This window comes from Microbispora hainanensis, assembly GCF_006874475.1.
In the GTDB taxonomy this organism is placed as follows: domain Bacteria; phylum Actinomycetota; class Actinomycetes; order Streptosporangiales; family Streptosporangiaceae; genus Microbispora; species Microbispora hainanensis.
Window position 1 is genome coordinate 1 of record NZ_VIRM01000075.1, and the last position, 11,851, is coordinate 11,851.

Below are 11,851 nucleotides of genomic sequence, written 5' to 3' on the forward strand. Positions count from 1 at the left end.
AGGCCGCCCCCGCCAGCGCCACCGTCCCTGCCACCGCCGCTACCACGGACCCTGCCGCTGGCTCCGTCGAGGACGACGAGACCACGACCACGAGCTCTGCCGAGTGCAACGAGAAGGCGCCCGCCAGGGAAAGCGACGGCGACCGTGCCGCGACTCAGACTGGACCAACCCACGCCCGGCGGGGCGCGTCAGCATGGCCAGCCGACGGGGGCGGAGGTTCGCACACAGCACCTTCGGACACGACGGCTTGGGACACAACAGCTTCGGGCGGCACGGTTTCGGACGCACCGCCATCACAGGCAGCGCCTTCGGAGGCGGCGCGGCCCGATCCTCCTCCCGAGGACGCCGCCGCGCATCACACCCACGCCGGGCCCTGGCCTGCGAGGGACTGCCGGCATGGCCAGGGCGCGTGCCGGTGCGACGGCGAGGCGCGGTGCTCGCGTGCGACACAGGCACCGGGAACGTCGGGCACACCGGGAGCCGAGCGAGGGACGCCGGGAGCGCCGCAAGGCGCGGCGCCAGGAGCGGCGCAGGGTGCGTCGCTGGGGGCAGCTCCGGATGCGTCGGCAGGCACGCCGCCCGGGGCGTTCCAGGGGGCGGCGTTGGGGGCGTCACTGGGACCAGCGTTGGGGGCGTCACTGGGGATGGTGCCGGGGTTGCTGCTGGCGACCGGGCAGGTGCTGCCCCTCTCCAGCGTGCACCGCCTCGCCCGCACCAGCACCTTGGTGCGGATCGTCATGAACGCCGACGGACAGGTCCTCGACATGGGCCGCAAAGTCCGCCTGGCCACCCCCGCCCAACGACGGGCCATCTACGCCCGCTACGCCACCTGCTGGATCGACGGCTGCCCACTCCCGGCCACCATGTGCCAGATCGACCACGCCGACAACTGGAGCACCGGCGGCCTCACCGACCTGAAGCTGCTGGGTCCGGCCTGCCAGTTCCACAACCGCGACCGATACCAGCACCCCGAGCGCTACACCCGCCGCAAAGAAGGCACCGACCGCTGGGCCTTCACCTACCACCGGATCGGGAGCAGGCGGCTGCGCGTCTAGACGGAGCCGGAGGGGGCCGGGCCCGCACTGGGTCGTGCGGGTCAGAGGCCGCGCGGATCAAAGGCGGATCAGAGCCAGTCGCCGTTATGGCCGACGGCGAGCAGGCGGTTCATTGTCTCCGGGGACCAGGTCTGATCGGGCACCCGGTGGACGGAGCGGGCCCTGCGCTGGGACGCCAGGTCGGGGAACAGGGCGAGCGAGACCTGACGCGCGGCATCGGCCACGAGCGGAGCCACCTGCTCCAGCGGGGTGCGGGCGTCGCCGACCAGGGAGATGCCGGCCACGGGCTCCTCGGGGCCGCGTACGGCCGCGGCGACACAGGAGATGCCGGGGAAGCACTCTCCCCGTTCGAAGGCGAGCCCGCGGCGCTGCCGGATGCGGTTGAGCTCCTGGTGCAGGGTGCCGATGTCGCCGATCGTCCGGTTGGTCAGGCGGCTGATGTGTCCGTCGATGAGCGCTTCTACCTGCTCGGGTTCCAGCCAGGCGAGGATCGCCTTGCCGAGCGCGGTGCAGTGGGCGGGGGCGCGGCCTCCGACGCGGGACGGCACCGACAGGGCGAAGCGCCCGCCGACCTTGTCCAGGTAGAAGACCTCGGCGCCGTCGAGCACGGCGAGGTGCACGACCATCCCGGTCCTGATCTGCAGGCGGTGCAGCAGTGGCGCGGCCGCCTCGCGGATCTCGCCGTGGCCGCCGTCCCGGCCGCCGAGGCCGAGGGCCCGCTTGCCCAGCCTGTAGCCGGACGACGTGTGGTCCAGCCAGTCGAGCCGTACGAGCTGGTCGAGGATGCGATGAGCCGTCGAGCGCGGGAGGTGGGTGCGGCGGGCCACGTCCTCAAGGGTGAGGCGGGTGGAGCGACCGGTGAACGCGTCCATGATCAACGTCATCCGTTCGACCATCGACTGCGGCAGCCGCGCGGGCGTCGTCGCCTCCTCGGCATGAAGAGCGGTCATCACACCCCCCAAAACTGAAATGAATTCTCGCTTCGGAATCTAGCAACGCGTCACGCCCCCGGAAAGGGGGAGAGTGACACCCCGATATGTCGGCCTCCGTTGGGTTGTGGTCAGCGCGACGAGCAGCGGCGGGGGCGCGGCCTCCGCTAGCAAGATTTCTGCCACGCGTGTCCGGCGTACGCCTTCTACGAGAGCGCGGGAAGCGGCGTCGCCGACTCGTCGAGCAGCGGGCGCAACGCGACCCTCGTCTCCGGCCCGGCGCCGCCCGGTGCCGCCCCGGTGTCGCTCGGCGCCGCTCGGTGTCGCCCCGGTGCCGCCCCGGTGTCGCCCCGGTGTCGCTCGGTGTCGCTGGGTAGGGTGAGGGCTTGCATTGACACCCTTGCATTGACATAGAGGCCTGCCCGATGATCGGGCCCCGATGACCGTCCCCTACCGCATCGACGTTCCCGACACGTTCGCCGCCTCCTACGGTGGGCGCGGCGCCGAAGAGCGCGCCTGGATCGCGGAGCTGCCCCGTCTGGGGGGCGAGTTCCTGGAACGCTGGCGACTGCGGCCCGACGGCGCGGTGGCCCACGGCATGGCGTCCCTGGTGCTGCCCGTGGTCCGGGCGGACGGGACACCCGCGGCGCTCAAACTTCAGCACCTCCGGGTGGAGACCGCCGGCGTGGCCGCCGGCCTGCGGGCGTGGAACGGCGACGGCGTCGTGCGCCTGCTCGACCACGACGAGCGGAGCGGCACGCAGTTGCTGGAACGGCTCGACGCGGCCCGGCCTCTGTCGTCGGTGGCCGACGACCTCACGGCCCTGCGGATCCTGGCCGAACTGCTGGCCCGCCTGACCGCGGTGCCCGCGCCCGAGGGCGTGCGGGGGCTGGCGGGGGTCGCCGCCGCCATGCTCGACCAGGTCCCGCGTGCCGTACGCGTGCTGGGCGACCCGGCCGAGCGGCGGCTGGTGCGCGTCTGCGCGTCGGCGGTGGCCGAGCTGGCCGGCGAGCCCGGCGACCGTCTGCTGCACTGGGATCTGCACTACGACAACGTCCTCGCCGGGGAACGGGAGCCGTGGCTCGCCATCGACCCGGTGCCGCTGGCCGGCGACCCCGGGTTCGAGCTGCTGCCCGCCTTGCGCAACCGGTGGGACGAGGTGGCGGCCACCGGCGATGTCGCCCGCTCGGTGCTGCGCCGCTTCGATCTGATGACCGAGGTCGTCGGGCTCGACCGCACGCGGGCGGCCGGCTGGACCCTCGGGCGCGTGCTGCAGAACGCGTTGTGGGACGTCGAGGACGGCAAGACGGCGCTCGACCCCGTGCAGGTCGCCATCGCCACGACCCTGCTCCCCCGCTGGGGTTACCGGGACCCCACCCGCAACGTGACCTGTTCGTGACCTTGATAACCTGCCTGCTCCGATGGGCCATGCGGTAGGCCATTGGACAGGTGCGGGGATCGGGGAGCTGATGGGGGAAAGACAGCGGCTGCGTCTCAACGCGCCGCTGGGCACGGCCGGGATCGTCCTCGCCGCCGCCTTCTTCTCCCTGTCTCTCACGCCGTCGCTGCTGCCCCGGCCCTGGACGCTGCAGGGGATCATCGCGGGGGTGCTCACCGCCACCGGCTATCTGGTGGGAGTGCTCGCCGCCGCACTCGTACGCCCAGTCGCGGCCCGGCTGCCGGCGAGGTGGCGCGCGGCATGGCAGCGCAAGGGAAGGCGGCGGGTCCGGCGGCTGGTCGCGACGTTCGGCTGCGGGCTCGGTGCGGCCTCGCTGGTCCTGGGCGTGCGCGCGCAGCGGGACATCTACGTGCTGATGGGGCTGAAGCCGCCGGAGCGGCTCAACTACCTCGGCGTCCCGCTGATCGCGGTGGCCCTGTTCTTAGCCCTGCTGGCCGCCGCCCGGGCGCTGCGGATCGCGGCGCGGGCGCTGGGCCGTCTCCTCGGGCGGTGGTTCCCCGCGACGGCCGCGCAGTTCGCCGCCGGGCTCGGGGTGGGCGTGCTGGCCGTCTTCCTGACCGACGGGATCCTCACCGAGGCCCTGCTCAAGGGGGCCGACCGCAGCTTCGCCGTGATCAACACCGAGACCGCTCCCGGCGTCACCCCGCCGACGGCACCCACGCTGTCGGGCAGCCCCTCTTCACTGGCCTCCTGGGCGTCCCTGGGCCTGGAGGGCCGCGCCTTCGTCGCGCAGGCGCCGACGGTGGGCGAGCTGAGCGAGTTCTCGGGGCGGCCCGCCGTCTCCCCGATCCGGGTCTACGCGGGGCTCGACTCCGCCGCGACCGTACGCCAAAGGGCCGCGCTGGCCGTACGGGAACTGGAGCGGACCGGCGCGTTCGGCCGCAAGGTGCTCTGCGTGATCACGACGACCGGCACCGGCTGGGTGGACCCGCAGGCGGCCGCCGCCCTGGAGTTCATGTACGGCGGAGACACCGCGCTGGTCTCCATGCAGTACTCCTATCTGCCGAGCTGGCTGTCCTTCCTGGTGGACCGCGAACGGGCCCGGGCGGCCGGGCGCGAGCTGTTCGACCAGGTGTACGCCCGCTGGTCGGCGCTGCCCGCCGGGCACCGGCCCAAGCTGCTGGTCTTCGGGGAGAGCCTGGGGGCGTTCGGCGCGGAGTCGGCGTTCGGCGGCGACCGTGACCTGCGTGAGCGCACCGACGGCGCGCTGTTCGTCGGGCCGCCGGACAGCAGCGCGCTGTGGCGGCGGCTCGTCGACGATCGCGACCCGGGCAGCGGGGAGGCGCTGCCCGTCTACCGGAACGGCGAGACCGTGCGCTTCGCCAACCGTCCCTCCGACCTGGACGCGCCCGCGTCACCCTGGAACGCGCCGCGGGTGGTCTACCTGCAGCATCCCTCCGACCCGATCGTGTGGTGGACGCCCCGGCTCGTCCTCACCCGGCCCGACTGGCTGGAGGAGCGGCGCGGCGACGACGTGCTGCCCTGGATGCGGTGGTATCCGTTCGTGACGTTCTGGCAGATCACCGCCGACCTGGTCTTCTCCCTCGACGCGCCTCCGGGGCACGGTCACGACTACGACGGCGAGGTGATCGCGGCGTGGGCGCGGATCGCCCCGCCGGACGGGTGGGACGACGCGCGGACCACGGCGCTGTCCACGCTGCTCGCGAAGCGTACGGCCGGCTCGGACGCCGGATGAGCCTCCCCGATGAACCTCACGAATATCACAGCGAATATCACAGCGAGTCGAGCCAGCCGATCAGCCGGGCGCCCTCGCGCGTCATGATCTGGGGATCGCGCAGGGCGTTGGCCAGCAGCGACATGCCCTGGTAGGCGCCCACCAGGGTCAGGGCGAGGCCGTCCGGCTCGGGCAGGCCGAGCTCGCGGAACTGCCGCTCGACCCAGTCGAGCAGCAGCCGGATGACCCTGCCCGCCTCCGCGTCCAGGCCGCCCTCGTCGCGTTTGTCCAGCTCGGCGGCGAGTGTGCCGGTCGGGCAGCCATACCGGGCCGCGACGTCGCGCTGGCCGACCCAGCTCTCCACGAGGCTCTTGAGCCGCTCGCGCGGGTCCGGCAGCCGCTCCAGCCGTTCGGTGAGATCGCGCAGGTGGCGGGCGTGCTCGTCCAGCGCCGCGGCGACGAGCTCGTCCTTGGTCTTGAAGTAGTAGTACACGTTGCCGACCGGGACGTCGGCGGCGCGGGCGATGTCGGCGATGGTCGTGCGCTCGGCGCCCTGCCGGTGCACGACCTCGGCGGCGGCGGCCGTCAGCCGCCGCCGCTTGGCGCTCGCGGCCCGCACCCGGGCGCTCGTCGAGTCAGTCACCCGACTCACTATAGGACGGGCCGCCGCGTCACCAGTTGGCCGGCAGGCCCGGAGTGGTGGGCGGCAGGGGGCGGTTCTTCGGGTGGATGACGTACACGATCCCGCCGCTCCCGCTGCTGCGCAGCCAGACGTTCTCGAAGTTGGCCCGCGGGTAGACGTGGCGCACCGCGTCGTTGTCCGGCGAGGCGGGGTCGTTGGCGATCACGTCGCCTTCGGCGGTGAAGCCGACGATGACCATGAGGTGGCCGTTGGTGCTGTATCCGGCGCCGGGCAGCTCCTCGGCCTTGAACGACTGCGAGGTGACGACCGGGATGCCGGCCCGGATCAGCCGCTCCATCTCGGTCAGCGAGCGGAGCCGGGTGACGAACCCCTCAAGCCCATACCGTCCGGCGTAGGCGGCGTTGAACGGCCAGTTGCCCGCCCCTTCGTAGGCGTAGTCGTAGGTGTACCTGGCGGCGTAGTCGACCTCGGGGTCGGGGTCGGCGGGGTCCACCCAGGAGGTGTCCTGCTTGCTGGGCCACTTGCCCCAGTAGCCGAGGACCATGGTGGTCGAGGTCGGGCTGCACCACGCCTCTCCCCCGCCGTCCCACTCGGGGTAGTGGCCCTCGTGGACGTTCTGGGAGCGGCGGGGCACCGGCAGCTCGACGCCCCAGGCCGTGCCGCCGGGACTGACCGGCACGGTCGCCCGGTCGGGCACCGCGGAGGCCATCGCGCCGAGCGTGCGCACGACCGGCTTCACGGCCGAGCCCGGCGCGCGGTAGAGGGTGACGCGCAGCTGGTAGGAGGTGATCGCCTTGCCCGCCGCGGCCACGAACGTGTCGACCGAGACGGTGCCGTCGGCGTCCCGCTGCCCCGACAGCGACGTGCGGCGGATGTCCTCGTCGCCGTACGCCCAGCGGCCGAGCACATACCACTTCGTCTGCCCCGCGGGGTGGCGGCCGCGCATCTCGACCTGCAGCCAGCTTCCGGCGGGCACGTCGGCGTTCCAGGAGGCCACCAGCTCGGTGGCGGCGAACCCGACGGGCCGCTCGGGGCCGTTCCACCGGGCGTACTCCCAGGTCTTGGTGCCGAGCGCGTCGGTGTAGGAGATCGTGCCCACGGGGGCGGCGAACGACAGGGTGTTGCCCGCCTTCACTCCCTCGCGGAGGCCGGGGCCGAATTGGGCCCGCTGGTAGACGACGTCGACGGCGGACTTCGGCGGGGGCTTGGCCGCGGCCTCGGCGGCCGTGGAGGTGACGGTGAGAACGGAGGTCGTCAGGAGGGCGGACAGGAACACGGGCAGGAACACGGGCAGGAACGCAGGCAGAAACGCGGTCGGCACGCGCATGCTTCACCTCGGGGTCTCGTCGGCGCCCTCGACGCTAGAGACCCCGGCCCGCCCCGCGCATCGGCAGGAATACGTATCCGCTACCGGCATTCGCGCGGCGCGCGGTTGGGAGGCGGAGCGCGGCCCCGTTCAGCCCGAATGGGGTCAGAGAATTCCCCTGAACCCCTTAAGTCACAGGCGTTTCGCCACTTTACTGATATTTTGCGAACTTTCGCCTGAAATGCCCGAATAGTCATGGCACGCTGATTCGCATGTTCGCCCCAAAGTTTTCCCTTGGTGTCGCTTTGGTCGCCTTTTCCCTGATCACGGGGGTGGCATCACCGGCTCTCGCCGCTCCCGTCCTCACACAGCACGTTTCCACGCGTGCGGACGCGCCGCCGCGCGTGCACGGGCGGGCCGTCTATCTGTGGGACGCCACGACCGGGCAGGACCTGCTGGACAAGAACGCCGGCAAGCGCATGCCGGTCGCCAGCCTGACCAAGATCATGACGGCGTACATCGTGCTGCGGGACGCGAAGCTCGACGACAAGGTCACGATCAAGCGCGAGGACCTCGAGTACGCCTGGGACAACGACGGCTCGACGGCCGACCTGGAGGCCGGCGACACCCTGCCGGTCAGCGAGCTGCTGTACGCCCTGTTGCTCCCCTCGGGCGCGGACGCGGCGCACGCCCTGGCCCGCGTGTACGGCCCCGGCGTGCCCGGTTTCGTGAACAAGATGAACGCCGCCGCACGCCAGCTCGGCTTGAAGGACACCCTGTACGTGAACGCCGACGGGCTCCCGACGTCCCGCGGCGACGGCTACTCCACGGCGCGCGACCAGGCCAGGCTCGCGGCGATCGCACTGCAGAATCCGGTGTTCAAGAAGGTCACCTCGACCAGCGAGCACTCGACCGAGGACGGCCGGTATGACTGGTACAACACCAACCACATGCTCGACCTGCCGGGCGCGATCGGCGTGAAGACCGGCTCCACCGACGCCGCCGGGTTCTGCCTGGCGTTCGCCGCCGACCGGGACGGCCACCGGCTGATCGGGATCATCCTCGGCGAGGACGTGGCCAACCGCCGCTGGAACACCGCCGAGACGCTGCTCGACTGGGCGACCGGCAACCTGACCGCCGCGTAGAGCGCGCCGCGGGCGCGCAATACCCCGGCGGGCCAGAAAACAGGGTCTTTCCGTATTGGTCAAACCCAGTTAAGTTCCCGATCAGTGCCCATCGGGGGGTGGGCCACTGAGACAGTTCGGACCGTCATTGGACCCAAAGGAGAGCCCAATGCGCGCCTCGCCCGGCATGCGGGCCGTCGTCGCCATCGCGGCGTCCGCCCTCGTGCTTCCCCTCCTGCCGGCCGCGCCGGCGAACGCCGACCCCGACCCCGGGAAGATCGCGCAGACCGTGGTCGCGTCGGCGGTGAAGAAGCACCTGCGCAAGCTGCAGGACATCGCGAACGCCAACGGCGGCACCCGCGCCGCCGGCACCCCCGGTTTCGCCGCCTCCCGCGACTACGTCGCCGGGGTGCTGAAGAAGGCCGGATACACGGTGAAACTGCAGGAGTTCGAGTTCCCGTTCTTCAAGGAGAACTCCACCGCGCTCCTGCAGCGGACCGCGCCCTCCCCCAAGACGTACGCGCCCACGCCGCCGGACGGCAGCAGCGTCGGCGACTTCGCCACGATGACCTACTCCGGGTCGGGAGACGTCACGGGCTCCGTGCACAACGTCGACCTCGTGCTGCCTCCCGGGCCCGAGGCCAACGCGTCGAGCTCCGGGTGTGAGGCGGCCGACTTCGCCGGCTTCCCGGCGGGCGCGGTCGCGCTGGTCCAGCGCGGCACCTGCACCTTCCAGGTGAAGGCGGAGAACGCGCAGGCCGCGGGCGCCTCCGCGGTGATCATCATGAACGAGGGCCAGCCCGGGCGCACCGACACCCTGCAGGGCACGCTGGGCGAGCCCACCGTGCACATCCCCGCCGTGGGCGTGAGCTTCGCGGTCGGCCAGGAGCTGTCGGCCGCCGGGACCACGGTGCACGTGAAGACCGACACCACCAGCGAGATCCGTACGACCCACAACGTCATCGCCGACTCCCGGTGGGGCGACCCGAACAGGGTGGTGCAGCTCGGGGCGCACCTCGACAGCGTGCCGGCCGGGCCCGGCATCAACGACAACGGCTCGGGCAGCGCCGCGATCCTGGAGGTCGCCACGGTGCTGGGCAAGATCCCGACCCGGAACAAGCTGCGCTTCTCCTTCTGGAGCGCCGAGGAGCTGGGCCTGCTCGGCGCCGAGCACTACGTCGCGAGCCTGTCCCCTGCCGACCTGGGGAAGATCAAGCTGTACCTGAACTTCGACATGGTCGGCTCCCCGAACTACGCCCTGAAGATCTACGACGGTGACGACTCCGACGCCACCGGCGCGGGTCCCGGGCCCGAGGGCTCCGCCGAGATCGAGAAGCTCTTCGAGAAGTACTTCGACACCCTCCGTCAGCGTCACAACGGCACGGACTTCGACGGGCGGTCGGACTACGGGCCCTTCATCGCGGCCGGGATCCCGGCCGGCGGGACGTTCACCGGCGCCGAGGGCGTCAAGACGGCCGAGGAGCAGGCGATGTTCGGCGGCACCGCCGGGCAGGCGTACGACCCCTGCTATCACCAGGCCTGCGACACCATCGCCAACATCAGCGACAAGGCGCTCGCGCTGAACACCGGCGCGATCGCCACCGCCGCGGCCGTCTACGCCTTCAGCCGCGACCTGCCCGGGCCGGACAACCGCACCACCGCTGCGGCAGCCCGCGTGGCCGCCGCGCGCACCGCTACGACCATGCGATAGAGCCGATAGACGGTGCAGGCGGGCCCCGCCGGACGACGTCCGGCGGGGCCCGCTTCACGCTGGTGTCAGCCCGTGAAGTTCACGTCGCTGCACAGGAAGTAGGTCTGGTCCATGTGCGAGGCCTGCCAGATCGTGAAGACGACGGCCCGGCCGGTGCGCCCGGACGTGCTGACGTTGATCGAGTAGTTCTGGCTGGGGCCGTACCGCCCGGTCCTGGTCAGCAACTGCAGGTCGTTCCAGGTCAGTGCCTGCCGGGTCGGGTCGAAGCCCGGCCGGGTGACGTAGACCAGGAAGTAGTCGGCACCGTGGCTCGCCTGGTCGTAGAGCTGGACGGTGAAGTTGTTGCGGATGTTCGTCGTCTTCCACGCGCCGACCGCGTCGAGTGAGTTGTATCGGCCGCCCTCCGCGTGGCCGCCGCTGCACAGCTGGCCGTTCGGGATCCCGGCCTGGAAGTTGCCGCCGAGGCCGTTGCGGTAGAGGCCGTTCCAGTTCCACATGGCGTTCGGGTTGGCCTGCCACGCCTGCCAGCACATGGGGTCCTGCTGGGCCATGGCGGGGTTCTGGAAGTCGCTGCCCCAGCGCTGCCAGCAGCCGTAGTTGCGGGAGGCCGGGTCGACGACCGAGCCGTGCGCGGAGGCCACGCCCGTCCAGGTGGTCAGGCAGGCGGCCGACGCGGACAGCAGGGCGGTGAGCCGTACGGCCCAGCGGCGGACGCGGGGACGTGAATGGGTGTGCACTGTCGAATCTCCATCTTCCGGTGGGGGGTTTCCGGGCCAGATGGGGAGCGCTCCCGAGGGGTTGCTGCGATCGTAGCTGACGGGCATGAGTCGGCAACCCTGACATGTCCAGTCGGAAGTCCGGTGCGAGCCGGCCCGGCCCGGCGCGGCTCCGCGAGCATCGGCCGCGACCTGCTCATTCGCCCCGTGCGCGGGCCGGTGGCCGGTCCCTCGGATGCCGTGTACTTTTCATCACGGCTCAACTGGGGTCGCGAGGGGCCTGCTGACCCTGCTCCGACTTCGCCAGGAACGGCGAGCGGCCGAGGATGACGATGCCCACCACGAGCGCCACCAGGCCGCCGACCGCCCCCGCGAGGGCCGGGGGATCGACGCGCAGGCGCTCGTCGAACATCGCGACTCCCAGGACGATGCCGACGATCGGCTCGGTCGCCGTGGTCGCGGGCAGCGAGACCCGCAGCGGCGCGGCGTCGAAGGCGCTCTGGTTGAGCAGGATGCCGGTCACGGCGATCACGGGCAGCAGATAGGGCTCCCACGAGGTGAACAGCGCCGCCGGTCCCTGCGCGAGCGTCAGCAGGGATCCGCGGGTCAGCGCGTCCTGGAGGCCGTACAACGCCCCCGCGGCGGCGGCGAGCAGCATCGCCTTGGTCTGCAGGGGCGCCCGCAGCGCCACGGCGACCATGCCCGCGGCCACGCCCGCCACGACCAGCACGGCGATCCACACCATGGAGCCCGACGCCGGTATTCCGCCGCCTTCGGGGCGGCCGGCCAGGAGGAAGGCGGCCACGCCGCCGCTGACCAGCACCGCGCCCAGCCACTCCGCCGCCCCCAGACGCTCCTGGTAGAACAGGGCCGCCGCGGCGAGGGCGAAGATGAGGTTGGTCGCCAGAAGCGGCTCCACGGAGGCCACGTCGGCACGTTGCAGGGCCAGGGCCCCGAGGATCTGCCCACCGACCATGGCGCCGATCCCGGCCAGCCACACCGGCTTGCGCGCCAGGTCGACCAGCAGGCGCACGTGCAGCATCTCGCCCAGCGGCTCGGTGTAGGCGACGTGCTGCTGCGCGACCCAGCCCAGGCCGAGCAGGGCCGCGGCCGCCAGGCCGAGAACCACCGTGACGATCACGTGGGTCACTCCCCTCGGCGGCCGGGTCTCCCATGTATCCGCCCATCCCCCGCGACGACGGCCTCATGTCCGTGATACGGTTTTGGTCAATC

At 71.9% G+C, this 11,851-nt stretch carries 10 protein-coding genes; 5 read left to right on the forward strand and 5 right to left on the reverse strand.

Annotated elements, in window-relative coordinates:
• Positions 1-626 precede the first annotated feature (626 nt).
• Positions 627-1,055: an HNH endonuclease signature motif containing protein gene (locus FLX08_RS36975; protein ID WP_142624920.1), complete on the forward strand. Its 429-nt coding sequence runs from the start codon at positions 627-629 to the stop codon at positions 1,053-1,055.
• Between the two features lie 68 nt (positions 1,056-1,123).
• Here FLX08_RS36975 and FLX08_RS36980 read toward each other — a convergent pair whose 3' ends face one another.
• Positions 1,124-2,005, reverse strand: coding sequence for an IclR family transcriptional regulator (locus FLX08_RS36980; RefSeq protein ID WP_142624921.1), 882 nt, complete (start codon positions 2,003-2,005; stop codon positions 1,124-1,126).
• A 418-nt stretch (positions 2,006-2,423) separates the two neighbouring features.
• Between FLX08_RS36980 and FLX08_RS36985 the strand changes: the two genes are divergently transcribed.
• Both FLX08_RS36985 and FLX08_RS36990 read left to right on the forward strand, forming a co-directional pair.
• Positions 2,424-3,383, forward strand: a complete 960-nt coding sequence (locus FLX08_RS36985) for an aminoglycoside phosphotransferase family protein (protein ID WP_142624922.1) — start codon at positions 2,424-2,426, stop codon at positions 3,381-3,383.
• Positions 3,384-3,453: 70 nt separating this feature from the next.
• Complete coding sequence (locus FLX08_RS36990; protein WP_167530721.1) at positions 3,454-5,139, forward strand: alpha/beta hydrolase; 1,686 nt, start codon at positions 3,454-3,456, stop codon at positions 5,137-5,139.
• Between the two features lie 37 nt (positions 5,140-5,176).
• On the opposite strand, the gene FLX08_RS36995 is transcribed toward FLX08_RS36990, so the two are convergent.
• Both FLX08_RS36995 and FLX08_RS37000 read right to left on the reverse strand, forming a co-directional pair.
• Positions 5,177-5,761 carry a TetR/AcrR family transcriptional regulator gene (locus tag FLX08_RS36995; RefSeq protein ID WP_142624924.1) on the reverse strand — a complete coding sequence of 195 codons (585 nt, stop codon included), beginning with the start codon at positions 5,759-5,761 and terminating at the stop codon, positions 5,177-5,179.
• 28 nt (positions 5,762-5,789) lie between these two features.
• Complete coding sequence (locus FLX08_RS37000) at positions 5,790-7,088, reverse strand: C39 family peptidase (protein WP_244313160.1); 1,299 nt, start codon at positions 7,086-7,088, stop codon at positions 5,790-5,792.
• 311 nt (positions 7,089-7,399) lie between these two features.
• Between FLX08_RS37000 and FLX08_RS37005 the strand changes: the two genes are divergently transcribed.
• Both FLX08_RS37005 and FLX08_RS37010 read left to right on the forward strand, forming a co-directional pair.
• The gene (locus FLX08_RS37005) at positions 7,400-8,212 is read left to right on the forward strand and encodes a D-alanyl-D-alanine carboxypeptidase family protein (protein ID WP_244313161.1); all 813 of its coding nucleotides are present in this window, start codon (positions 7,400-7,402) and stop codon (positions 8,210-8,212) included.
• Between the two features lie 148 nt (positions 8,213-8,360).
• Positions 8,361-9,902, forward strand: a complete 1,542-nt coding sequence (locus FLX08_RS37010; RefSeq protein ID WP_142624926.1) for a M28 family metallopeptidase — start codon at positions 8,361-8,363, stop codon at positions 9,900-9,902.
• A gap of 65 nt (positions 9,903-9,967) precedes the next feature.
• Here FLX08_RS37010 and FLX08_RS37015 read toward each other — a convergent pair whose 3' ends face one another.
• On the reverse strand, positions 9,968-10,639 hold the full coding sequence (locus FLX08_RS37015; protein ID WP_244313162.1) for a lytic polysaccharide monooxygenase auxiliary activity family 9 protein: 672 nt from the start codon (positions 10,637-10,639) through the stop codon (positions 9,968-9,970).
• 238 nt (positions 10,640-10,877) lie between these two features.
• A complete protein-coding gene (locus tag FLX08_RS37020; RefSeq protein ID WP_208761904.1) occupies positions 10,878-11,759 on the reverse strand; it encodes a DMT family transporter in 882 nt (293 codons plus the stop codon).
• Positions 11,760-11,851 lie beyond the last annotated feature (92 nt).